Here is a 23,629-nt window from a genome sequence, read left to right on the forward strand (position 1 = left end):
GCACTCCTCAGAAAGTCTTGGCCACGCTCACGACAAAGGTGGTTTTCTCGGCATTCGAAAATGCGAGCTTGCCTGCCGCATCGGGCACACCGTTGGTGTAATCGCGATAGACATTGGTGGCCCCCTTGCCGCGCGTAACGGCGCCGGCCACCGACCAGCCGTCCTGCAAGGTCTTGGTCACCCCCGCCTTCACATCGCGCCAATCCCAAATATCGTTGCCGGGCCCGCCCACATGCGCGTCGCCGGCATGCAGGTTCAGCGTATAGCCCTCGCCGAGGTCGAGGTTCAGGCCCACGTCCAGGTAGCCCGTGCCGCGGCCATCGCGGATGCCGAAGAAATGCGGGCTGACGGTGTAGTTGTATTTGATGTAGGCAGCCTTGTAGGTCAGGCCCAGGGAAAGCTCGGTGTAGTTGAAGGTCGTATCGTTGAAACTGACCTTGGCGCCCGGGTAGAGATATTCGTACAGGACCACGCTGTAGCCGATATCGCCCGCGGTCGCGGAATAGCCGGCGTACAGGTCCCACTCCACCTTGCCTTGTTCAACGAATTTATCGCTGACGTTGGAAGCCCAGGTGCCGGCAATCAAGCCGCTGGGGTGGACATAATCCACGCCGACCTGCAAGGCCGGATGGCCCCAGGTCTGCCGGATCCCGCGCGACACATACTGGCTGGCGGCGGTAACGGTGGTGGTCAAGGTCGGAGCGGCGGGTGCCTCCTCCGCCTGAACCGCATTGGAGAACAGCATGGCAAGCCATAAGCAGCGTCGCATCCTACCCTCGCTTTCATTTAGTCGGGGACGTGAAAGCTATACTAGATGCAAATCATTCATCTTGCGCTGATAGCCGAGCAGAACGTTGCGGCAATACTACGCGGCGACCGCCTTGCGCGCCTGCTTGACGCGGTACATGGCCTTGTCGGCCAATTCGATCAACTGGTCCATCTCCTGCCCATCATCCGGCGTGACGGCGTAACCGATGCTGGCGCCCAGCCGCAAGGCGCGGCCTTCAAATTCGAACGGCGCGCCGATGGCATGGGTGATGCTGTTGCATTTTTTACCCACGCCGTCGCGGTCGACCGAGCCGCACAAGAGAATGCCGAATTCATCGCCGCCCAAGCGGGCCGCCAAGTCTTCCTGCCGCAGCTCGCGCGCGATACGCGTGGCCACCTGGCAGATGGCGGCGTCGCCGGCCCGATGGCCGAGGTTGTCGTTGATGGCTTTCAGTCCATCCATATCGATATTGAGCACCGCCACATTGCCGCTGCCGCGCTTGGCCTGGGCCAGTTGCTGGCGCAGGCGGTCATAGAACAGCGCGCGGTTGGCCAGGCTGGTCAGGGCATCGTGCGTGGCCCGGTAATACAGGTCGCTGGACTCGTATTGCACGGCATGGAAAATGGCCGCGCCAATCAGCTCCGACAGCAAACCGAGGATTTGCGCCTGCTGCTGCCCGAACGCATCGGTCTGCGGCGCCCCTACTTTCAGCACGCCGACGCTCTGCCCCTCATGGCGCAGCGGCACCACCAGCATGGAGCGCAAGCCCACCTTGCGGCACGCCTCGCGATCGACCCGCGCATCGGTTTCGGAATCGTCGCAGCGCAAAATCCTGTCTTCCGCCACGCACAGTCCGGACAGGCTGCCATCGCGTTTCAGCCGCAGTCCCAGCGCGCCCTCGGCAACGCCGGCGGCGGCGCGGTACACCATCTCGCCGCCTTCGGCCAGTTCGACCACGGCGGCGGAAGCGCCGCACAGGGCACCGGCACGCTGGCATACCAGCTGCATCACGCCGCCCAAATCGAGACCCTGGCGGGCGATATCGGTTTGTAGATTGATGATTTCCAGCAATAGTGCCGGGTTAAGGTTCAGTCCGTTCATCGCGCAACAGGCACAAAATCTCACACATTCTCACAACCCTCAGTGTGACCCATCTGTGACCTGTTGGCAACATATTTAACATTCCCGGCGCTGGACGTCGCCGCCGCGGTATGCGCCCGGCGCCGCAGGGAGCGGCGCCCCAGCCACAGCACCAGGCCGGTCGCCATGAACAGAAGGGGTGCCAGGCCGCAGAACGAGACCAGCACGCGGCCCGCCAGGCCAAACGCCTCGCCGGTGTGCAGCGGGAACTGCCAGTTGAAGAAAGTATCGCCCGCCGCCGCCTTGAGCGGGTCGCGCACGCGCAGCACCGCGCCACTGAACGCATCCACGCTGACGCGGGTCAAGCCATCGTCCTTGCGCACCTCATCCGGCTGGCGCATGCGGACCTCGAACGGCGCCTTGTCCGAACCCAGCGACACACGCGACAGACGGCCCGCGGGAACATGCCGCTGCGCCGCCTCCAGCGCCGCGGCCACGCTGATCGGTTTGCGGCCATCCGCCGGACCGTTCGCCAGCTTGCCGTTCGCTTCCAAGGTCGCCACCGCCCCAACCACCGGGCGCACCCAGTCCGGCAAGTTCATCGCCAGACCGGTAAAACCGAGTACCGCCAGGATCGGCGCCATGAAGAAGCCGGCCGAACGGTGGAAACTGAAATGGAACTGGCGCGACGTGATGGCACCGCGCACGGCAAGCGACTTGCGCAGGCTGGCCAGGCCAGGTTTCGGCCACCACAAAGCGAAGCCGAGCAGCGAAGTCACTGCCAGCAGCAGGCCGGAAATGCCGACCACGGTCTTGCCCACCTCACCGGCGAACAGATAGCGGTGCACATGGAACAGGGTCGGCATGAGCAGCGGGCGCGACAAGCCAAACTCGCCGTAATTGCGCTCGCCCAGGATTTGCAGCGTATTCCGGTCCAGCATCACCTGGCGCGAGATGTCGGTAGCGAAAACGCCCTTTTCCTTGTTCGGCTTGCGGTACCAGGCCACGTACACATCATCCGCTTCAAACGGCAGCATCAGCAGTGAAGGCTTGCCGAAGCCCGGTTCAGCGGCCAGCTTATCGACCGCCGCCTGGGCCTGGGCCGGCGTCGGCGCCACGCGCGGCGCAGCGGACTGGACGCCCGCCGAACGCAGCAGGCGCGGATTCAAGGCCCCATCCAATTCATGCATCCAGGCGATGGCCACGCCCGTCAGGCCGGCCGAAACAAAAATCGCCCCAAACACCAGGGACACATACAAGTGGATATCGCGCAGCCGCGCACGCAGCAAACCGGTCAGCATTCTCTTATATCAGCAATAAAGTATTTGAAATTATAAATGAGAATGATTATCATTGCCTCGTTTTGTTTCTTTCTTTTTAGGAGTTACCGTATGACCACGCTGAATCCCCTCCCCCGTGCCGTGGCACTGGCCTGCCTCGCCCTCGCCAGCGAGGCCGCGACGGCCCAAAGCAGCGGGGAAGCCATCAGGGAAGTGGTCGTGACGGCAACCCGCAACAGCAAGAGCGTGGACAAGATCCCCGGCGCGGTCAGCGTGATTTCGCAAAAAGAACTGGAAGCCCAATACCTGCTGGCCGACGACCCCAGCGCCGCCCTGGCCATCTATATCCCCGGCTACGCCCCGAGCCGCCAGAAAATGAGTTCCACCGGCGAATCCCTGCGCGGCCGCAGTACCCTGATCCTGCTGGACGGCGTACCGCAAACCAACCCGCTGCGCGGCGGCATGCGCGAAGGCTATGTCGCCGACACCGCCATCATCGAAAGAGTGGAAGTGATCAACGGCGCCTCCGCCATGCAGGGCATGGGCGCCACCGGCGGCATCGTCAACTACATCACCAAATCGCCGAAAGCCGAAGGCACCACGCAAACGGTCAATGTGCGCATGTCGTCCCAACTGCGGCACGACAGCCTGGACTGGAAGACCGGCTATACCCTGCAGCACAAATCCGGCGATTTCGACCTGATGGCCTTCGGCAGCATCCAGCAGCGCGGCCTGGGCTACGACGGCAACGGCCGCCCGCTCGGCATCGAATCGGTGCAAGGTGACACCATGGACGCGCAAGGCACCGACCTGTTCTTCAAGATCGGCAAGAACTTCGGCGACCAGCGCCTGCAGCTGACCCTCAACCGCTTCCGCATGGAAGGCGACGGCGACTACAAACCCGTCGACGACGACTTCGCCGCAGGCATCCCGACCAGCGCCACACCGGGCACGCCACCAGGCGCCCCGCCGCGCAACAAAGTCGAAACCAGCAGCCTGGAATACCGCCACAACGACCTGCTGGGCGGCAGCTTCAACGCCCAGATCTTCAAACAGAACTTCGCCTCGCTCTACGGCGCCACCAACACCTCCACCTTCCAGGACACCGCCATCGCCCCGAAAGGCGCGCTGTACGACCAATCGGAAGTCGTCGCCGACAAATACGGCGCCAAACTCACCTACGTACGCCCCAACACCGCGATCGAAGGCCTGGAATTGACCGCCGGCCTGGACTACCTGCGCGACCGCACCAAGCAATGGTTGGCCGGCACCGGGCGCACCTGGGTCCCCACCCTGGACTTCACATCGCTGGCCCCATTCAGCCAACTCGAATATGAGATCGGCCCGCTGACGGTACGCGGCGGCGTGCGCCATGAAAGCGCGAAACTGAACGTCGACACCTACACCACGCTTGCCGCCTACGGCAGCCGCCTGGTGCAAGGCGGAGAACGCTCCTTTAGCAAGAACGTGAAAAATATCGGCGCGGTATGGCGCTTCAGCCAGAACTGGTCGGCCTTCGTCGTCAGCGCAGAAGGCTTCGGCCTGCCGGATGTGGGCCTGGTGCTGCGTGCAGTGAACAAGCCGGGCCAATCGGTCGACAAGCTGTTCGACATGGAACCGGTCATCACCCGCAACAAGGAAATCGGCGTCAACTGGCGCGGCGCCATGGGCAGCCTGGGCGCATCGTTCTACGACTCGCGCTCCAAGCTGGGCAGCGCACTGCGGGTCAACTCCGCCGGCATCGGCCAGCTCGATCGCGTCCCGACCACGGTACGCGGCTGGGAAGTATCGGGCGAACTGCGCGCAACGAAGCAATTCTCGGCATTCGGCTCCTACGCCCGCACGATGGGCAAGACCGCCACCGCCGCCGGCGCCCCGCTGGACGTCGCGCTTGGCGCCCGCTCGCAAGGCCCGGACAAGCTGGTGGCCGGCGCCAACTGGCAATTCATGCCGAAGGCAACCGTCCGCCTGCAAGCGACCACCCTGTTCGACCGCGACATCAACATCGGCCGCACGGTCGGCACCAGCAACCTGGAAGAGCACTTCAACGGCTACACCCTGATGGACCTGGCCGCCAGCTATGACACGCCATGGGGCAAGCTGGGCGTAGGCATGGAAAACCTGGCCGACCGCCAATACATCGGCTACTACCCGCAATCGGTCAGCTACAAAGACCCAAGCGCGCACTTCGCCGGCCGCGGCCGCACGCTATCGGTCAGCCTCGCCCGCAGCTTCTAAAAACAAAGTCGGGGTCAAAGTCGGGGTCAGGTCTGTCATTTGGACACGCAGACCTGACCTTTGATTTATCTCAATACGCACGCAAATGCGACATTCGCCATCTGGGGGCATGCACCGCAATCGATCCGTCTTGATCTAGCTCAAAGGTGCGCTGTCGGTGTCCAAATGACAGACCTGACCCCGACTTTCAAATGCCCCACTGTACTTTCAGGGTCAGGCCTTTGTTGGCGCCGGGTAAGGCGCCGTTGGCGTCGGTCGTGGCGCCGATCGAGACGATGCGGTCGTGGCGCGTGGTGCGTTTGTACAGCAGGGAGCGGTGCCGGTAACGCTCGCTCCACGGCTCCAGCATCTGCGGCGGCAGGTCTTGGCGCTGCGATGAGGTGTTTTGCACAATCACTCTCAGCGCGTCGCGCGGGGTGGCGTGCAGCGTGCCAACCCAGCGCCAGGCGCTGTCGCTGAAGTCCGGCAGGTTTTCATGGTCGACCCAGGCGCGATTCCATTGGTGGTCCGATTCCAGACTCCATCCGCCCGGCAGCGGGAAGCGCAGGTTCGCTTCCAGTTCCAGCTTGCCGCCCTTGCCGACCTTGTCCGCTTCCACATCGAGCTGCCGGCCCAGCGTCAGTTCGCCCTTTAGCTTGACGAACCATGGCGAAGGCGTGCTTTCAATGCCCATGTGCGCGGCTGGTGTCTTGTGCAGTGCCGCACCTGCCCGCCCACGCTGGCGGTCGAAGCCGAAGTCGGCCCAATAGCGCGTCTGCCGTCCGGCATAGAACCAGATGCCGGGCCGCAGCCAGCGTTCCACCGTTTCCTGCTTCATTGTGCGATTTTCCCGCAGGCCGAGGTGCAGTTCCGTTTCGTACGCGTCGAAGAGCAGCAGTTTGCGGGCTCCGGTGCGGCGATTCAGTTCCACGTCGCCCTTGATGATGCCGGCTTGCGGGACGAAGCCGTTGTCGTTGGCGAAGCTGGTGCCGATGACTTCCAGTTGGGCGATGTTCAGCCAGTCGTCCGAGCTGTAGTTCATCCGGCCATAGCCATAGCCGCTGCTGCGCGCTTCCGCGGCCGCGGCGCGGCCTTCGGCGTCGAATTGTGCGGTGGTGCGCGAAGCCATGGCGGTCCATGCCAGTTGCAGGCTTCCGTCGCCCTTCGATGGCGGGCGCCATTGGCCGTCCATGCCAAGGACGGTGTTGCGGGCGCCGCCGCCGTAGTCGCGGTCGGACAGGAAGAGGCCTGCCACTACTTCGCCGCCGTGCTGGCGTGCGCGTAGCAGGGTCGCCTTGCTGTCGCCTGCACTGGCGTGCTCCTGTGTTTCGTATGGGCTGCCGCGCATGACTACTGCGCCCGCGCGGTCCTGCGTCGCCAGCGCGGTGGCGTCGGCGTCGGCGCCGCGCCAGGTGGCGCGCATGCCCCAGCGCGGGTCGGCGACGGTACGCGAGTAGAACGCGGGCAGGCGCATGCCGAGTACGTCCGCGCTTTCCAGGAAGAAGGGGCGCTTTTCGGGCAAGCTGAGTGCGATGCGGTTGGTGCCGTTGCTGGTGGGCGCGTCAATTTCGACTTGCGAGAAGTCGGGATTGAGCGTGGCGTTGAATACCCAGTCGGCGCGCGGGCGGGCGCTGATGTCCAGGCCTACATTGGTCTTGCTGCTGCGCTGGCCGTAGTCGCTGTTGAAGCGTTGCGTGAGTTCGGGACGCAGTTCCCAATAGGGTTTGTCCTGCACCACCGGCAGCACTTGTTCCATGCCTTCGAGTTCTTCCATCTCGGCGATGAAGTGCAGCGATTCTTTCTCGAGCGGGGCGCTAAGCAGCAGCATGCCGTCGGCATGCGGTACGCTGCGCTCGACCATCAGGCGCCAAGGTTTGGCTTCTCCATATGGGAAGCGCAGGCTGGCCAGCGGCCAGCGCACTTCCATCGTGTAGCCATCTGGCAGGAGCTGGACTGCGCTTTCCACCGGATAGTCGGGGCCGAGATCTTCTTCGTCTTCGTCGGCGCGGTAGATGCCGTCGCTCATGACGCCCGCTACATTGATGCGCACGAATTGCGCCGATCGGCCGTGGCCACTCGGGTCGATCCAGATGCCGATGTAGTCCTGGTCGCGCGCCACTTTGTCGCGCCGCGCCAGCGCGCCGACCAGCTTTTCCGGGTCGCTGTTCCAGGCGCGAATGCCAAACACCAGGCTGTCCTGGTCGACCAGTACTTTTACCGTGGTGCGCAATTGCTCCGGCGCTGCACGGCCGTCTTCCGGCTGGAATTGGTAGAAGCGTGCGTTGAGGGGCGCGAGCTCCCAGGCCGCTTCGTCAAGGCGGCCGTCGAGCTGCACGGGGAGTGCTTGCTGCGACACGTACGCGGCGATGCCGCGGCGGTCAGGCTTTTCGCTTTCGGCTGCGATCAGGGGAGCTGAGGCGGCAAACTGGGAAAGGACCAGCAGGCGTAAAAAATTGCGGGCAAACATGGTCAGGATTATAGATTTGCCAATTCGTTCCTGGCAAGCGAACGCATGGCGGCGCCTGAAGGCCAGCAAGGCATTCGAATGCCGCAACTGCCACAAGGGCATCGCGCATACCCTGCCGGAGATGTCAGGCGTCAAATAGCTTGCGGTAGGCGGACGGCGAGCTTTGAAAGGTGGCGCGAAAGTGCTGCCTTAACGAGATGGCGCTGCCGAAGCCCGCCGCCTGCGCCACCGCTTCGATCGACGCGCCGCTGGTTTCCAGCATACGCTGCGCGTGCGTCAGGCGCTGGTTCAGCAGCCATTGCTTGAACGAGGTGCCTGTGGCCTGGCGGAAGTGGCGCGTGAAGTTGCGGCGGCTCATGGAGGCACGCTCGGCCAGCGCATCCAGGCTGTGTTCCTCGGCCAGACGGTGCTGCACCCACTCCATCACCTTCGCCAGCCGGCCGTCGCTGGCGGTCGCCGGCACCGGCCGGTCGATGAACTGGGCCTGCCCGCCTTCGCGGTGCGGCGCCACCAGCAGACGGCGCGCCACCATGTTCGCGTAATCGGCCCCAAGCAGTTTGCGCAGCAGGTAAAGCGAGCAATCCAGGCTGGCCGCGGCGCCGGCCGACGTCAGCACATCGCCTTCATCCACATACAAGACGTCTTCGTCGACGCGCACTTGCGGGCAGCGCTGCGCAAGCTTATCGGAAAAAGCCCAGTGCGTGGTGACGGTGCGCCCGTCAAGCAGTCCCGCCTCGGCCACCGGGAAAGCGCCCAGGCACAGGCCCACAATGGTCGCGCCACGGTCATGCGCGCGGCGCAGCGCCTGCAGCAGCGCCGGCGGCGACGGGCGGCAGTCGTCGTGCCAGGTCGGCATGATGACGATGTCCGCCCCGGCCAGTGCCCGCAGGCTCTTGCCGGTCGAAATCTCGAAACCCGCCGTCGTGCGCATCGGCCCTCGTTCCGAGGCGCACACCGTCACCTCGAACAGCGACTCGGCATGCGTGCCCCCGAAAACCAGGCAAGGCACGGACAGATGGAACGGGGTAATGCCGTCGAAGGCGATAATGGCCACTTTTTTTCTCATGGCCCGATTATATCGCATGTTGTCTCTTGGGCCACTGTTGCGGTGCCAGTGGCGGCGGCACAATGTCTTCCATCGACAACCCAACTGGAGAACACACCATGCCACGCCGCGCCCTGATCGTCATCGACGTACAAAACGAATACTTCACCGGTAAGCTGCCGATCGAATACCCGCCGGTCGAACAATCGCTGCCAAATATCGTGCAGGCCATGAAGGTGGCGCGCGAAAGCGGCATCCCGGTCGTCGTGGTGCAGCACGACACGCCGGTCGGCGCGCCGATTTTCGCCGTCGGTTCGGACGGCTGGCAGCTGCATCCAGAGGTCGCCGCCCTGGGCGCCGACCACCATATCAATAAAAAGCTGGCCAGCAGCTTCGCCGGTACCGACCTGGCGCAATGGATCAGGGACAAGCAGATCGATACCTTGGCCATCGCCGGCTACATGACGCACAACTGCAATGCCTCCACCGCCATCGAAGCGGCGCTTATGGGCCTGGCGGTCGAGTACCTGTCCGACGCAACCGGCTCGCTGCCCTACGAAAACGCGGCTGGCCTGGCCACGGCGGAAGAGATCCACCGCATCTTCAGCGTGGTGCTGCACTCGAACTTCGCCGCCGTGACGACGACGCGCGAATGGGCCGACGCGGTCAATACCGGCCGTACCCTGAACAAGGACAATATCGTCCTGTCCAATGCACGTGCCCGTGAAACCCTGGCGAAGTAAGCTGCGATTCCCGTTGCCGGCGCCAGCGAGCCGGCAACGGGCTTACTCGAAGTACGGTTCGGCACTGGACAAATTCCCGACCAGAAAGGCATCGGCAACCGCCTGCAGCGGCGCGAGGTCGACGTCCGAGCGGCCGGCTTCCACCAGGCGCAGGAAATGCTCATACATCGACGGGTATTCGCGCTCCGGTTCATCCTGCACGACCTTCCCGTTCACTTCCATGATGCGGCCGCCAAGGTGCAAGGCCATGCTGTCGCCGCTTTCAGATTCCACCACAATGCTCCAGGTAGGCTGCCCCAGCTGCAGGAAATCGAATTGCGCATCGATTGGAACCCCGCCCTCGCCCACCATCTCCAGCTCCGCGCGGATCGGCGCACTGCAGTTGGATGGCACATGCAAAGCCGCCTTGCGCACCAGCGCCTGGCCATCCAGCAAATGGGTCAGGATCGACAAGGCATTGATACCGGGATCGAAGACTCCCATGCCGCCGGCTTCGAAAATCCATTTCTGGCCAGGATGCCATTGGCGCACATTTTCCTTCCATTGGATCTGGATGGACTTGATGCGCCGTGCCGTCATCCAGTTGCGCGCACTCTCAACGCCGGGGGCGAAGCGCGAATGCCAGCCTGCCAGCGCGGTCACGCCATGGCGCGCAGCCATCGCCGCAATGGACGCTGCCTCACCCAGCGTCGCCGCTGGCGGCTTCTCCAGGAAGACGTGCCGACCCGCCGCAATCGCTTCCAAGGCAAGCTTATGCCGCACCTGCGGCGGCGTACATATCGCCAGCGCCTGGATGTCAGGATGGGCTGCCAGCATGGAAGCCATATCCGGATAGCGCTGAATACCCTCCGGCGCACTGGATGGCGAACATCCCGCCACCAGTTCCAGTCCCTTGTTGCCGCGAATCGCAGGGACATGCTGGTCGAGAGCTATCTTTCCCAGCCCGACCAGTCCAATTTTCAATACCGTCGCCATGAACGATGTCTCCAGTTACCGCATCGTGCCGTAAATGGCAGCGAGCAGGATGCACACTACGGCGGAACCGACAGAAAACCCGCGATCGACACGGAACAGCCGATGCTCCACGACCAAGGCTTTGCCCGCACCATCGCGCTGGCCTGCAAGGCTGATCAGCACCATGCCAGCCACCACAGCCCAGAACACCAGTAACATGCGGTCGATGAACGGGATTTCGTAGACGCCGCTTCCGTTCAGGGAAGCGAAGCCGATCGGCGCGAGGAATGACAGGTCCATCATCGTGGGCAGGAATTTCAGGACGATGGAAAACACCAGCCCCCCGACCGTCGCGAACATGGCCGCCGCATTGCTGGCCTTCCTCCAGAAGAAGCCAAGCAGGAACATGGCCAGGATGCCCGGCGACACGAAGCCCGTGTATTCCTGGATGTACTGGAAGCCGCCCTTCTTATCGATACCAAGCATCGGTGCAATCACCACGGCAATCGCCATGGCCGCCACCACGGTGACGCGCCCGACCCAGACCATGCGCTCCTCGCTCGCCTCGGGAGCGAACTTCTTGCGATAGATATCCAGGGTGAAGATGGTGGCAATGCTGTTCGCCTTGCCCGCCAGGGATGCCACCACCGCCGCTGTCAAGGCGGCAAAGGCCACGCCGCGCAGGCCATCCGGCAGCAGCGCCAGCAGGGTTGGATAGGCCCGGTCGGGATTCAGCTCGCCGCCGGCGCGCATGGCGCCGCCCAGCGCCCCGGCCTGGTCCAGGGCAAACGCGGCGATCCCAGGCAGCACCACGATGACAGGCATCAGCAACTTCAGGAAGGCGGCGAACAGCAAGCCCTTGCGCGCGGTCGGCAAGTCGGCGCCCAGCGCACGCTGCGTGATGTACTGGTTACAGCCCCAGTAATTCAGGTTCGCGATCCAGATACCGCCAAGCAGGATGCTCAGGCCCGGCAAGTCCATATAGCTCGGATGGTCGCGCGACAGCACCATATCAAAGTGGCCGCGGGCGCGCGCGAACAATTCGACCGTACCATGCAAAGCGCCCTTTCCCCCACCCAGGCCCGCCACCAGGTCGAGCGCGATCCAGGTCGTCACCAGGCCGCCGATCACCAGGCACAGAACCTGGACCACATCGGTATAGCCGATCACTTTCATGCCGCCCAGCGTGATCACCGTGGCGAATACGGCCAGGAACAGCATGCAGGCGCCCAGGCTGAAACCGGAGATGCTGCTGATCGCGATCGCGCCCAGATAGAGGATCGAAGTCAGGTTGACCACGACGTACAGGCCAAGCCAGAACAGCGCCATGGTTGTCGCCACGCCCTTGCCGTAGCGCTGCTCGAGGAACTGCGGCATGGTGTAGATGTGGTTTTTCAAGTAGACCGGCATGAAGAAGACCGCCACGATGATCAGCGTAGCCGCCGCCATCAGCTCATAGACGGCGATCGCCATCCCGATCTTGAAACCGGAGCCGCTCATGCCGATGAACTGCTCTGCGGAGATATTGGAAGCAATCAAAGACGCGCCGATGGCCCACCAGGTCAAAGAACCCTCGGCCAGGAAGTAGTCGCGTGAAGCTGAGCCGGAGCTGCTGTTCTTGCGCCGGTACACCCAGATGCCGTAGGCGGCGACCACGGCGAAATAGACAAGGAATACGACGGAATCGAGGTTGGTGATTTTCATAGGCGGCGTCTCTATTGCGGCCACGCGGATGCAATGGCCGCTTTTTATCGAATATCCTCAAGATTATCGGAAAGGCTATACCTAAGCTATGAGGAAACGATGCTTTGCTATGAAATTCTGGGATAGCTCAGTGAGGCCAGCCGAAGCCGGCCCCCTTCAGCCTATCGTCAGGACGGGCGCAATTTCTGACTTGCCCAATAGCCGTAATCGACGTGGATGTTTTCCATCAGTGTGACCAGGTCAGTGGTCTGGCTGGACAACAAGAGCGCCCACTGCGATACAAGATTGCACTGCTTCTCCGCCAGTTTGGACATGGTATTGGCATGGCGGATCTGCGCCGCGTCGTTGGCCAGGATTTCGCAGCCTTTGCTCCAGTTCAGGTTTTGCTGGTTCAGGCGCCGCATGACCGCCGCCTGCAGCTGCATCCACTCGCCCCACACCACAGGGTCGCCGATGCGGGTGACAAGGCCCGCCGACAGCATGCCATTGTGCAGCATGCGCGTTACCTGGCGCTGCATCAGGGTGCCGGTATTGGCCGCGCCATCGAGCGGCACAAGCGCCTTGGATTCGCCAGGCTTATCGATGGAATTCATGCCGACGGAAATGGGAAGTTTGCTCATATCGTCTCCAATAGCAATCAGGCGCAAAGCCGGTCGAGCATGGCGTGGATCGCCTTGATCTGCACCGCTTCGCGCGAATAATAATCGGGAACCTCGGGATTGCGGCTGGTGTAGCCCCACCAATCCCAGCAACCGTCTGGATTCTGGATCTCGCCGTTGTCCGTGCCTTCCGCCTGCGGATAAAGCACGATGATGTCATTGCTTTCGGCGATGTGGTTATAGCCGGTGGTGGTGAAATAGCGGTTGCCGTAAGGCGGCTGGTTAGCGATGTCCGCCCGGCCGTTGACGTAATCGGTGTAGTTGTAGCCCTGTTTGCATCCATGCAGGGCGATGTGCACCCGGGGCTCCTTCGCGCGGCCCGCGACGACATTCGATGGGATGTAGATGTAGCCGAAGCGGCTCATGCTGGCCCGGTCTTCGTCGCCGGCAAAGAACTCGGTCTGGTCAAAGCGAAGCAGCTCTCCCGCCAGATGCTCCGCCGCCGGCCGCACATCGCTGTAAATATGACGCAGGATGTCATGCGACTGCATAAACCCGCCGTTGTTGATATAGGGCGGCTGGTTGGTGGCAAGCTCCGAATCCTCGGGATTGTTCGTTATGATGCTGTGCCCCGCGGGCACGCTGTCATGGTAGACGATGTTCGCAGGCTTCACGCCCAGCAGCTCGTAGAACTTGCGCGTCCGCGACACCACATCCGATTCAACCACATCATCCTGGCTGCCGGTGAAAATATAAAGCCTGTCATCGGCCAGGTTCGCGACCTCGTCGATCTTCCCGGCCCTTGCGGTTTCATGGGCCAGTTCGGCCAGCCTTTGCGCATCGGGCGACACCTGTGGAATCAGGGGATTCATGCAGATATACAGGGAGTTCTCAATGCATGCATCTTCCGCGGTCATCAAGGCCGACGAGCGGAAAGTCTCCGAGCACCGGAAAGGCCCACCCGCGATGATGCCCGCCCCCGCAAAGCTCGCCGAATGAGCGAGGTGCAACTGCACCGTCATGAAGGCCCCCGACGATAAGCCGGAGATCGAATTGTTTCGCCTGGATGCCTTGTACGAGCCGAGTTGGACAATCTTGCTGCTGGAGCTTGCCACCATGCTGAGCCTCCTAATGAGCAACTTGTTGATTGAATGGGGGAAACGCCGCGACGGCGTCAGGCGACTATAGCTGCGCGTGGGATATTGGCAATTGAGCTCGCGCAAACTCATTGACTGAGAACAGTTGCGGCTGCGCCCAGCTTAGCAGCCGGCCATGCGGCAAAGTTGCGCGCTTTGTCACGCGCTGCATGAACTTTTCTCACCGCATGACAACTGATGCTGATTGAAGTACACCTGCTGGCGCAGGCCCCTATCCGACGCGGGCAACCTGCCCCGCAACGATACGCCAGCGCTCGCCATCGCGTTTCCATAGACGGGTATAGGCGTATGTGCCATCGATCGCCATGCTATCGAAATGGCCGACCAGAGCGGCTTTCATGGCCGTAAAGATGAAGGTATCGAGCGGAACGGCCTGCAGCGACAGGACGCTCAAGGCTTGCAACTTCAAGCGCCGCTTCCGATGCGAAAAGAGATCATCGCTTTTGGACACCTGATCGCCAGTCGGTCCGATAAAAATGAGAGCGTCATCAAGCAGTGTTTCAAGCGCATCGACATCATTGGATAACATTGCCGTGCGCAGCGCTTCCTCATACGGTTCAATCGTTTTCAAGTAGTCCATTTCCACATCGTCCTCCGTTCCAAGTACGTTAATTGCTTACTGGCCAGCCACTCGGCCTTGCAAGAGCAATATAATTGATTTATGCTTGATTACTCAAGTATAAATCAAACATTTAGGAATCCATTACAGATATGAATACTCATCAGCAAGTCGCTCATCTTGTCTTTGGGCCCACCGCCGCCGGGAAGTCCACCTTCGCAAGGACGCTGGCAGCGGAGACGAACGGCGTTCGATTCGCCATTGACGAATGGATGCTGGCCTTGTTCGCCAGCGATGCGCCGGACAGCATGGATCTTGCCTGGATAATGCCCCGCGTGGCGCGGTGCCAGGCGCAGATCTGGTCGGTTGCTGAGCAAATCCTTGGAACGGGGACCGCCGTCGTGTTAGAGCTCGGCCTGTTGCAGAAGCTTGAGCGGGCGGCCATCAAAACCAAGGTGGAGAAAGCCGGATATACCGCGGTATTCCACTTTATCGATGCCGATCTGGAGACGCGCAGACAGCGGGTCTTGCGCAGAAACGTCGAGAAAGGCGCAAGCTACTCGTTCGACGTCACGCCGGCCATGTTCTCAGCGATGGAGGGATACTTTGAGCGCCCATCGGAAGACGAGCTTTTGGCACTCGAGATCCGTTGAAGCTTGCTCAGGATTCCACCAGGCCCTCGCCGCACACGCTGGTTCGGCGCCGGAGGGTTCCCCCGCAAATCATGATTAGCCAAGCGCACGCCGGTAATGCATGGCGACCGCGCCGTTGCTAAGCGGCTTCGCCGAGACCAATGCAAGCCGTCTTGTGCTGGGTAAGCCGCTTTGGTACAGGGTCGGCCCGTGGCCGGCGATCCTCGGGTGAACGAGGAAGATGTACTCGTCGATCAGATCCAGCCGGTCCAACTCGGTCGCCAGCTTCCCGCTACCGAGAAGCACCCCAGCCGGGGTCGCGTCCTTGAGCATTTGCACACCCGTGAGCAGGTCGCCAGCGATGTGATGGCTGTTCGTCCAAGGGAAGTCCGCACGCGTTGACGACACCACGTATTTCGACTTGGTCTCAAGCTTGAGCGCCCATTCGAGCAGCGCCGGCGGTGCCTCCACATCGCCGCGCGCGACTGCCGGCCAGTAGCTTTCCATCATCTCGTATGTGGCACGGCCCCATAGCATCGCCCCGCTCTTGTCCATTAGGCGGGTGAAGAAGGCGTGCGTCTCGTCGTCGGCAATTCCCTCCTGGTGGTCGACGCAGCCATCCAGGGTAACATTGAGGCTGAAGGTAAGCAGTCCCATGCGAGTATCCTTCGAAGTAGACAGCCCGTTGGCCGGATAGCACCGGACGTCAAGCGAGCGATGAGGACAAGTCTTCAATACAGCTCAATGTAACATCCGCCGTCTGCCCTGGTTCAACCTTGTCCTGTGGTTCGGGGATCGCGATAGCGCAAGTAAGCTCTCCTTTGGCGCCGGCAAAGCGCAACTGCGGCCGGTAGAAAGGAGAGAAAAGAATCGGCGCGATCAGCCGCACCAGCACTTGAGGCAAAGCCTGCGGCAAAGGTCATCGGCGCACTATGAAGATGAAGTTTCATATGATTTTATTCGACCAGATTTTCGAAAACAGAGGGGCTGCATACGAGAGGGCGCATGTTTGCGCCACTACGTTACCCGTGCTGAATGTCTCTGCGATGGAGACAAAGACTGCTTGCCAGCGATGGTGGCCTCGCCCCTCAGTGTCTGAGTGAACCCGCTCGCTTGAAATGAAATGAGGCTATTCGGGGACCAGTTGATTTCGATCTTCCAGCTGAATGACGTGTAGCCGTTCGGGTAGCTTATGACGCTTCTTTGAATCTCGTGAATTGTCATAGCTTGAAACGCTGCTGTAGCGGCCGCGTAGTCGACAGATAGCACCAAGTCCGTCACTTCGTGAAATATCAAATTCGCCGGAGCGACTTTGAACTTGAACGAATCACCGCCGCCTTTCGGCGCGAGGTTGGCAATATAACATGCGCAACGGCGAGAAAGTATGCCGACTGCCTTTGTGACCTGCTCTAGTTGCGAGCCTCATATAGCTGCATTCCTTCAATCTGGTAATCGTCAACGCTGCCGGAGTCAGTGCCGACATAAGCGGCTCCTTTAAGTGCCAATTGGCGCAGACGTCCGGCCTCGCTGCAAAGACTCAGAAAGTCTTCTTGACGCGAATAGCTGCCTTCCTCTCCCTGCGCAACAATCCCCGCCTCGCCGTGCGGGCGATTCCACCGCTTCTTTAATAGATAATGGCCGCCGCGATGGAAAGTGATTTCGACAGTTTGAATTCCGTCGACGCCTATCAGCTTGAAAAGCCTCGTAAATCTACTCGTTCGCCAAGACGCCATGAACAGGCGCGGTAGAACCCAGAGGAAACACAAGGTGCCGATATCGAAAACCCACGGAAGTATGAGCGTCCATCGGGGTTGCGATGCATCGACCAAGCATTTACTCAGGAGTAAAGGTCCGATGAACGGCATATACACGCCAGATACGTGGCGCCCGGAACGCGCCGCCAGTAAGCTGAGTCCAAGAGTAACCCAGCTAGTTATTGGGAAAAGCAGTCCCAGAAGCAGCAAGACTAAAGACATTATTGAGTTCGATATAGTGAAGTGGACTGTATCTTGCCTGACGGCGCGTCAGCATATCATTCGCTCAAGTCTTACCGGCAGATGCCTCGGCCGTGTTAAATGCCAACTGGGCCGCGAAGGCGCGTTTGTACGCGGGACGCGCCTCGCCGCGGGCAACGTAGGCCATAAGACGGGGGAATTCATGCAAGATGCCCGATGGCTTCAGCCTGAGCAGCACAGACACCATAAGCAGGTCGCCCGCGCTGAACTCACCGTCCAGCCATTCGGCATCGCCCAGGCGTGCCGAGAGTTGCGCCAGCCGATGACGGATACGATCCACGATCAAGGGCAGTCGCTCTTTACTCCACGGCTTGTTCCCTTCCTGGAATTTTGCGGTGACTAGCTCGAGGATCGGTGGTTCCACCGTGTTAAGTGCAGCGAAAACCCAAGTGATGGCCCTCGCCCTGGAGCCGGCATCCTGTGGCAACAAGCCCGGATGATGCGAGGCGATATGGAAAACAATCGCGCCCGATTCGAAGAGCTGAAGGCCGTCCTCTTCGTAGGTCGGTATCTGTCCAAAAGGATGGATGGCCAGATGCGCCCGCTCCTTCATCGCGGCGAACGAAACTGGACGCACCGCGTAAGACTGGCCGGTTTCTTCAAGCGCCCAGCGAACCCGCGTATCGCGCGCCAGCCCCATGCCGCCGTCCGGCGAGCGTTCGAAGGCAGTAATGGTAACAGTCATTGCATTCTCCTGATAGTCACGGGTAACCGAGGCCCCCTTCAGTAATTACGACGAATGGCCCTGCGCCAGATCGACATGTCCGCCTTACAAGCCGACTTTAAATTGTGTCGGCTCAAACTTGATCTCATATATTGAAGTTGAGGATCCAGCGCTAAGGTGTTCCCCATATGCCGCGGCTGAGCACGGTGAGACATAACTTGATCTTAGTTATTGCCTCGTCTGCATGGCATCAACCGAAATGTACAGCGAGCCTGTGGCGCTCGGTTTTGCAGGCTCCAGGCTTGTGAGCAATCTTAGTCCGGCTCGCATCAAAGGATATGGATAGAGCAAACTGGCCCACACCAAATCGGAGAAGGTCGTATTTTTTAGTGCTTGTTGAGGGTTTCAGCGAAATCGCCAGGAGCTACGGTTCCGGCCACGGTCGTATCGGCTTTCGAGTGAGGATATAGCCAGCAGAACACTGTGGTCGCCGCAATCATGCCTGCCAGTTGCGCCAGGATGAAACCTGGCGTATCAATGGGACGGATACCGGCAAAGGTATTGCTCGCCGCCCGAGCCAACGTGACGGCGGGGTTGGCAAACGATGTCGAAGCCGTAAACCAGTAAGCCGATGTTATGTATGCTGCCACGGCAAAAGGCGTGATGGCGGGCCTGCTGCGCGAACATCCGATGATGACTCCGATTAGGCCGAAGGTGGCAATGAACTCACTCACCCATTGGCCAGCACCGCCGCGGACATGCACGGAGGCGAAGAAGGTCGGTTCAGCAAACATGGCGTGGGCGGCTGCGACGCCAGAAAATGCCCCCGCTACCTGCGCGAAAATGTAGGGCAACACCTCGCCAGCGGGCAGGTTGCGCTGCCAGGCTTCGGACAGCGTGACCGCAGGATTGAAGTGCGCTCCCGAGATGGTGCCGAACATTAGAATCAACGCCACCAGGCCAGCACCAGTAGCAAGCGAATTGGCCAGCAGCGCAATTGCCATGTTGCCGCCGGCAAGGCGTTCCGCCATGATGCCAGACCCGACCACGACGGCCAGCAGTAGCATGGTGCCAAGGGCCTCCGCGACGAGGCGTCGAGAAAGCGTCATCACACTACCTCGCCGATACGATCAAGTTCCGCTTTCATGCGGGCGCGGTCATGCTTGATTTCCTCCAGCGGCAAGGCAAAGAACATTTCAATTCGCTTGCGCAGGATTCGGTATGCGGCCATAAAGGCCGCATCAATTTCTTCATTTGTGCCAGTCGCATGGGCCGGGTCTTCTACGCCCCAGTGGGCGCGCAACACTGGCCCAAGATAAGCTGGGCAGGTTTCACCCGCCGCGCTACCGCAAACCGTGATGACGATATCCGGTGTCACCGGCAAGTTGTCCCAGGACTTGCTGTGGTAACCCTTAGTTGAGATGCCTTCGCGTTCGAGCAAAGCCAGGGAGCGATGATGGACCTTACCAGCAGGCTTACTGCCTGCGCTGATGGCGTGCCAGCCGACTGGCGCCAAGTGGTTAAAAGTGGCTTCGCCAAGGATTGAGCGGCAGGAATTTCCAGTGCACAGAATCAGAACGTTCATGGTTTGCAGGACTTAATGGTGGATGAAGTACAGCTTTCGCCGCCGCAGCAGTTTTCGGTGAGGTAGGACAGCAAGCCGTTCATCGTGTCGAAGTTCGCACTGTAGATGATGAAGCGACCATCTTGGCGCGCTTCGATAAGCCCAGCGCTGGACAGCTCCTTCAAATGAAACGTCAGCGACGACGGGGCGATATCCAGCTGCTCGCCGATCTTGCTAGCGGCAAGGCCTTGCGGCCCTGTCTGGACTAAAAGCCGAAACGTGCTGAGCCGTGACTCATGTGCCAAAGCTGCCAGGGCAGCGACGATGCTTTTGCTTTTCATGGGGATTAACGTTGCCGTTGCTCAGTAGGCTGATTATCGCACGATACTATGATATTTCAAGTAATGTCAAAATAATGCAACGTGTTGATGACCCAAGTTCAGCTGCTGGACCCGGTAAACCGACCTTGTGCTTAATGACGTTCTGAGGAACACTACGCATGGGGGTGCTCCTAGCGTTCTCACGGCGGTCCGCGGCTCTGTTAAATCGGCCAACCCCACTTTGGCAAGACCCTACTGTACGATCAGATCTGAACTGCGACGCCCAACCTCCATGGAGGAGAGCATGTACACCGTTCCTCGAACGCCGTTTGCTGCGCCTCAGCCTGCAACTCTCCCTCGGCGTCCACCTGTAATGGGTGCTGTGCAGGCACGCGCAAGTGCGCCACCGCCTGCGACGACACCGACTATCCCTAAAGTTCCTGCAGTTTTTCTGCCAACGCCCAGGAACACCGTAGACGTGCCGGCATCCCTTCTGGCGCAGTCCCGGCCGCAGGCCGTGCAACGGAAGGCTGCGCCCATCGTCGCGCCTACAATATCCCGGCCCGCAGTCGTCGCGCCTGCGGTTGCATCCGCAACCCGAAAAGCGTCCTTCGCTACACCACAACGTCCACTGGTTCCGGCTGCCGCCAACAAGTTTGCCAGCCCGCACAGCGCAGTCCAGCCACATGCCAAGTCCGTGCTGCCCCCGGCGCCAGGTCCTATGATTGCGCGACAGTACAACGCACTGCAGTTAAGCCGCAATCCACACAGCCAAAGCAAATCCGGCAAGCAATCGAGCAAGGCGCAAGTGCGGTTCCTGAAACAGCAACGACAACAGCAACAGCTTCCGGCAAAAAAACAGGGCGCCCGCGCGCGGCAGCGGGCCCACGATGCGGCAGCCCAGCGCAATTCCGGCACAAGCCCCGCGCCAAAATGGGGTACGCTCCAATGGCTTGTCTTCTTCCTGGCTCTGAGTGCCATTATCGCGCCAGGCAGTGCAACGCCGACCTTGCGGCGCAATCGCTGTCCGGCGCTGCCTGGCGATAGCGATCAACCGTTGCTTGGAATGGGAGCCGATGCGATGTCTGTCGATCAGTTCCGCACTACGGAGATGCAACAGCTGCAATCGCAGCTGAAGGTGCTGCACAGCGAGCTCCCCACGTGTCCAACCCTAAGAGACATAGATGGTGTGAAAGATCAAATGGAGCAGCTGTACACCATGACACCCTCCGATTATCTCAATAGAGCTGTATGCAGGGTGAATCCGAGCCAAGGTAAGGGGCACGTGGTGGCAATGGTCGGACTACCCGGAAGCGGCAAATCGACCAAGCAAGGTGAATGTACTGCGCTGGGCTACACGGAGTACGACGATATAGGCAAGAACTGGGATCAGCTTCACCAAGTCCGCGCAGAAGCCTCGAGCGGCACCAACATTGTGATGTCGGACATCATGCTCACCCAAGAGGCAGAGAAGCTCAAAACTCAGGAACGATTGGGGCCTAAGCTGCCGGTAAATTACGTTCATTTTGAGAACAATCCGAAGCAGTGCGAGCGCAACGCGCGATTCCGTAAGCAGACCAACGGCGCCGAGCGTAATCTGGACTGGGAGATTCACCTTATCAATCAACTGTCGGCCAATTATCGCCCGCCTGCCAACGCGCTTCCCGTGTTCGTCGCACCCACAGCAGATAACGAAAGCACGACGTAGTTCTCATGTGGCCCGACCGACCGTTTAGAGCTCGCGTATGTCATCGGCACGTTCATCGCCCCATGCCTTCTGCCACTCTAGTGCATTGGACTGTGCAAACCAGCCGCGAACGTACTCGGATACCTGCGACGCCTCCGCAGCGCTGCTTTGCTCCAGAAAACGCAGTGTCTCGTCCAGGCCAGCCCCAATGAAGTATTCCGCGCCCATCGAGCAGCCTACATCCATATTGATGTGCTTAGCCTCCCACAGGGTCAGCGTGTCGCTCGGGTCGGAACATCCACCCAGCAGGAAAGCGCATCTATAAATACCCTCGAAGTGGTCGTCCTCATCTTCAACGTCCCCGCTCCAAAGCGCGTTGCGATACTTGATCTCCTCCTGAAAAAGATGGCGCAGCAGGCCGTGGAAAGGCCTTCGCGGGCTGGCTAACAGGGCTTTGTAGACCTGCTGCCTCACCTGCGCCCTCTCCGCTATCAGCGCAATCCCTGGCGCGATGGCGCCATCATCAGAAAGGTATTGTGCAATGAGTTCTTCCGCGTTCATCGGCGAAGCTTAAGCTGAAGGCTTGCGATAGCCCGACTCCATCCAGGCAGTGGCGCTTGCCACGCTCAGCTTGAAGTTTGGCGCCACGCGCACTTGCGCCAGTTCTTCGCCAAACGGGTCGATGGCGGTCAAGGTCGCATAAGGATCGTCTTCATCCGCCGTGATATCCAGGTTGACCGTGACGTAGGCCGCACCCACCGTATGCACCCGAACGCTCTTGTGCAGTTGGGCGTGCAGTTGCTGTTCATGGCGGCGGATCACTTCGGAAGCGGTCTTCACGAGGGTGTTGAAAGCGCCAACGTCGAGCGGCTTGGGATTCTTCTTGTCGCGGCCCATGGTCCAAGGGCCAACCAGCGCGGGCTCGGCCTCGCCATCCTTGATCATGGCGACAGCCCAGCCATCGTCGTCTTCATTCTTGATGACGCGCGCGGTCCAGCCATTGCCTTGCCAGAGACGGTCTTCCTGCACCAGCACGTCTTCTTCGACTTCGATCAGATCATCCATCATTGCGGCCTCCGTTTGTTGGTTTGCTGTAAATACTGTGATTATATACAGTTATTTATTTCAAGCAAGTACATCAGCGGCGATTGGCGGGCATGGCTAGCCAAACCAGAAGTTGACCGCCCCGCCAACGACCAGCAAATGAACAAAGAGCAGCAATCCGAGCGCGAACACCTTCAGGCCCGACTGCCGCAACCGCGCCAGGTTGGTGTCGATTCCCAAGGCCGCCATTGCCGCCGTCAGGCAGAACGTTCCAAACAACTTCAGGGCGTCGGTCGATGCCGCTGGAATCCAGTGCAACGAATTGACTCCTGCCAGGGCAAGAAAGCCGAATGCAAACCAGGGGACTGGCACCGCAAGGTCTGCCCCGCTCGTGCGGGCAGCGAAGCGGCTTCCCACAAACAGCACGAACGGCACCAGCATCACCACCCGCAGCATCTTCACGATCACCGCCACCCGTTCCGCATCCCCGCCAATGAGGTTGCCGATCGCAACGACCTGCGCCACTTCATGTACGGTTGAACCTATATATGCGCCGAAACCGGCAGGATTCCCGCCCCACCAGCCGTACAGTGTGGGATAAATAAAGATGGCGGCCGTGCCGAAAACGATTACCGCTGCCACTGCCGACGCAGTTGCGGCGACTTCGCGCTGCTCGCTCATTTTCAGCGCCGGCGCCGTGGCGACAATCGCCGCCGCCCCGCAGATAGCGCTGCCCGCTGAAGCAAGCAGCGTCGTCTCCCGATCCAATCCCAGCAAACGGGTGCCCACGAACCAGCCCAGCGCCAGCGTCGAACAGACCATGACCAGGTCGATCCAGATACCCCTGCTGCCAGCGGAGACGATCTGCGCCACGCTCAAATTCAGGCCGTACAACATGACGCCAAGCCGCAGCACGCGCCGCTGAACAAAGCGCAAGCCCGGCACCAGAGGAGCAGCGCTCAATGCCGGAAGGAGGTTTCCCAAAAGCGCGCCAGCCAGCAAAGCCAGGGTAAGAGCGCTGATGCCGTAGCGCCCCAATCCAAGCGCGGGCAGCGCCATTGTTGCCGCAGCGGCCAACACGAAAGGCGTCCCCGCTCCAAACATAAATTTCATGCCTTGCTTCATATGC

The 23,629-nt window shown here is 60.6% G+C and carries 23 protein-coding genes; 4 read left to right on the forward strand and 19 right to left on the reverse strand.

Annotated elements, in window-relative coordinates; all coding sequences use genetic code 11:
• Positions 1-7: 7 nt before the first annotated feature.
• The 3 genes from H597_RS0119910 to H597_RS31725 form a co-directional block, all read right to left on the reverse strand.
• The gene (locus H597_RS0119910) at positions 8-769 is read right to left on the reverse strand and encodes a TorF family putative porin (RefSeq protein ID WP_028103675.1); all 762 of its coding nucleotides are present in this window, start codon (positions 767-769) and stop codon (positions 8-10) included.
• A 96-nt stretch (positions 770-865) separates the two neighbouring features.
• On the reverse strand, positions 866-1,870 hold the full coding sequence (locus H597_RS0119915; RefSeq protein WP_028103676.1) for a sensor domain-containing diguanylate cyclase: 1,005 nt from the start codon (positions 1,868-1,870) through the stop codon (positions 866-868).
• Between the two features lie 20 nt (positions 1,871-1,890).
• Complete coding sequence (locus H597_RS31725; protein WP_051293950.1) at positions 1,891-3,150, reverse strand: PepSY-associated TM helix domain-containing protein; 1,260 nt, start codon at positions 3,148-3,150, stop codon at positions 1,891-1,893.
• A 90-nt stretch (positions 3,151-3,240) separates the two neighbouring features.
• On the opposite strand from H597_RS31725, the gene H597_RS0119925 reads away from it, so the two are divergent.
• Complete coding sequence (locus H597_RS0119925; RefSeq protein ID WP_035374794.1) at positions 3,241-5,367, forward strand: TonB-dependent receptor; 2,127 nt, start codon at positions 3,241-3,243, stop codon at positions 5,365-5,367.
• Between the two features lie 187 nt (positions 5,368-5,554).
• On the opposite strand, the gene H597_RS0119930 is transcribed toward H597_RS0119925, so the two are convergent.
• Positions 5,555-7,813 (reverse strand): carbohydrate binding family 9 domain-containing protein, encoded by a 2,259-nt coding sequence (locus tag H597_RS0119930; protein WP_028103678.1) that lies wholly within the window; start codon positions 7,811-7,813, stop codon positions 5,555-5,557.
• A gap of 124 nt (positions 7,814-7,937) precedes the next feature.
• Positions 7,938-8,879, reverse strand: coding sequence for a GlxA family transcriptional regulator (locus tag H597_RS0119940; RefSeq protein WP_028103679.1), 942 nt, complete (start codon positions 8,877-8,879; stop codon positions 7,938-7,940).
• 98 nt (positions 8,880-8,977) lie between these two features.
• Between H597_RS0119940 and H597_RS0119945 the strand changes: the two genes are divergently transcribed.
• Positions 8,978-9,601 (forward strand): cysteine hydrolase family protein, encoded by a 624-nt coding sequence (locus H597_RS0119945; protein ID WP_035374798.1) that lies wholly within the window; start codon positions 8,978-8,980, stop codon positions 9,599-9,601.
• A gap of 42 nt (positions 9,602-9,643) precedes the next feature.
• On the opposite strand, the gene H597_RS0119950 is transcribed toward H597_RS0119945, so the two are convergent.
• The 5 genes from H597_RS0119950 to H597_RS0119970 form a co-directional block, all read right to left on the reverse strand.
• Positions 9,644-10,576 (reverse strand): Gfo/Idh/MocA family protein, encoded by a 933-nt coding sequence (locus H597_RS0119950; RefSeq protein ID WP_028103681.1) that lies wholly within the window; start codon positions 10,574-10,576, stop codon positions 9,644-9,646.
• A 15-nt stretch (positions 10,577-10,591) separates the two neighbouring features.
• Positions 10,592-12,259 carry a sodium:solute symporter family transporter gene (locus H597_RS0119955; protein ID WP_035374799.1) on the reverse strand — a complete coding sequence of 556 codons (1,668 nt, stop codon included), beginning with the start codon at positions 12,257-12,259 and terminating at the stop codon, positions 10,592-10,594.
• 167 nt (positions 12,260-12,426) lie between these two features.
• Positions 12,427-12,879, reverse strand: coding sequence for a hypothetical protein (locus H597_RS0119960; protein ID WP_028103683.1), 453 nt, complete (start codon positions 12,877-12,879; stop codon positions 12,427-12,429).
• 17 nt (positions 12,880-12,896) lie between these two features.
• On the reverse strand, positions 12,897-13,976 hold the full coding sequence (locus H597_RS0119965) for an extracellular catalytic domain type 2 short-chain-length polyhydroxyalkanoate depolymerase (protein WP_028103684.1): 1,080 nt from the start codon (positions 13,974-13,976) through the stop codon (positions 12,897-12,899).
• A 250-nt stretch (positions 13,977-14,226) separates the two neighbouring features.
• On the reverse strand, positions 14,227-14,595 hold the full coding sequence (locus tag H597_RS0119970) for a nuclear transport factor 2 family protein (RefSeq protein WP_028103685.1): 369 nt from the start codon (positions 14,593-14,595) through the stop codon (positions 14,227-14,229).
• A gap of 131 nt (positions 14,596-14,726) precedes the next feature.
• Between H597_RS0119970 and H597_RS0119975 the strand changes: the two genes are divergently transcribed.
• Entirely contained in the window at positions 14,727-15,227 is a 501-nt protein-coding gene (locus tag H597_RS0119975; protein WP_035374800.1) for a P-loop nucleotide/nucleoside kinase family protein, read from the forward strand.
• Between the two features lie 75 nt (positions 15,228-15,302).
• Here the strand turns inward: H597_RS0119975 and H597_RS0119980 are convergent, their stop codons facing one another.
• The 6 genes from H597_RS0119980 to H597_RS0120005 all read right to left on the reverse strand — a co-directional run bounded on the left by H597_RS0119980 (position 15,303) and on the right by H597_RS0120005 (position 19,790).
• Positions 15,303-15,863: a dihydrofolate reductase family protein gene (locus tag H597_RS0119980; RefSeq protein ID WP_028103687.1), complete on the reverse strand. Its 561-nt coding sequence runs from the start codon at positions 15,861-15,863 to the stop codon at positions 15,303-15,305.
• A gap of 752 nt (positions 15,864-16,615) precedes the next feature.
• Complete coding sequence (locus H597_RS0119985; RefSeq protein ID WP_154668184.1) at positions 16,616-17,071, reverse strand: hypothetical protein; 456 nt, start codon at positions 17,069-17,071, stop codon at positions 16,616-16,618.
• 175 nt (positions 17,072-17,246) lie between these two features.
• Positions 17,247-17,906: a glutathione S-transferase family protein gene (locus H597_RS0119990; RefSeq protein ID WP_028103689.1), complete on the reverse strand. Its 660-nt coding sequence runs from the start codon at positions 17,904-17,906 to the stop codon at positions 17,247-17,249.
• Positions 17,907-18,271: 365 nt separating this feature from the next.
• Complete coding sequence (locus H597_RS31730; protein WP_051293951.1) at positions 18,272-18,994, reverse strand: MIP/aquaporin family protein; 723 nt, start codon at positions 18,992-18,994, stop codon at positions 18,272-18,274.
• Positions 18,994-19,470, reverse strand: a complete 477-nt coding sequence (locus H597_RS31735; RefSeq protein ID WP_035374802.1) for an arsenate reductase ArsC — start codon at positions 19,468-19,470, stop codon at positions 18,994-18,996. Before H597_RS31735 ends, H597_RS31730 begins: the two co-directional genes overlap by 1 nt.
• Entirely contained in the window at positions 19,467-19,790 is a 324-nt protein-coding gene (locus H597_RS0120005) for an ArsR/SmtB family transcription factor (protein ID WP_028103690.1), read from the reverse strand. The genes H597_RS31735 and H597_RS0120005 overlap by 4 nt, the downstream gene beginning before the upstream one ends.
• A gap of 700 nt (positions 19,791-20,490) precedes the next feature.
• Here H597_RS0120005 and H597_RS0120010 point away from each other — a divergent pair.
• Positions 20,491-21,477 carry a hypothetical protein gene (locus tag H597_RS0120010; protein WP_154668185.1) on the forward strand — a complete coding sequence of 329 codons (987 nt, stop codon included), beginning with the start codon at positions 20,491-20,493 and terminating at the stop codon, positions 21,475-21,477.
• A gap of 24 nt (positions 21,478-21,501) precedes the next feature.
• Here the strand turns inward: H597_RS0120010 and H597_RS0120015 are convergent, their stop codons facing one another.
• The 3 genes from H597_RS0120015 to H597_RS0120025 form a co-directional block, all read right to left on the reverse strand.
• A complete protein-coding gene (locus H597_RS0120015; protein ID WP_028103692.1) occupies positions 21,502-22,017 on the reverse strand; it encodes a hypothetical protein in 516 nt (171 codons plus the stop codon).
• Between the two features lie 9 nt (positions 22,018-22,026).
• Entirely contained in the window at positions 22,027-22,521 is a 495-nt protein-coding gene (locus H597_RS0120020; protein ID WP_028103693.1) for a hypothetical protein, read from the reverse strand.
• Between the two features lie 96 nt (positions 22,522-22,617).
• Complete coding sequence (locus H597_RS0120025) at positions 22,618-23,625, reverse strand: YeiH family protein (RefSeq protein WP_028103694.1); 1,008 nt, start codon at positions 23,623-23,625, stop codon at positions 22,618-22,620.
• Between the last annotated feature and the right edge of the window lie 4 nt (positions 23,626-23,629).

It is taken from the genome of Pseudoduganella violaceinigra DSM 15887 (genome assembly GCF_000425385.1).
Classification (GTDB): Bacteria; Pseudomonadota; Gammaproteobacteria; order Burkholderiales; family Burkholderiaceae_D; genus Rugamonas; species Rugamonas violaceinigra.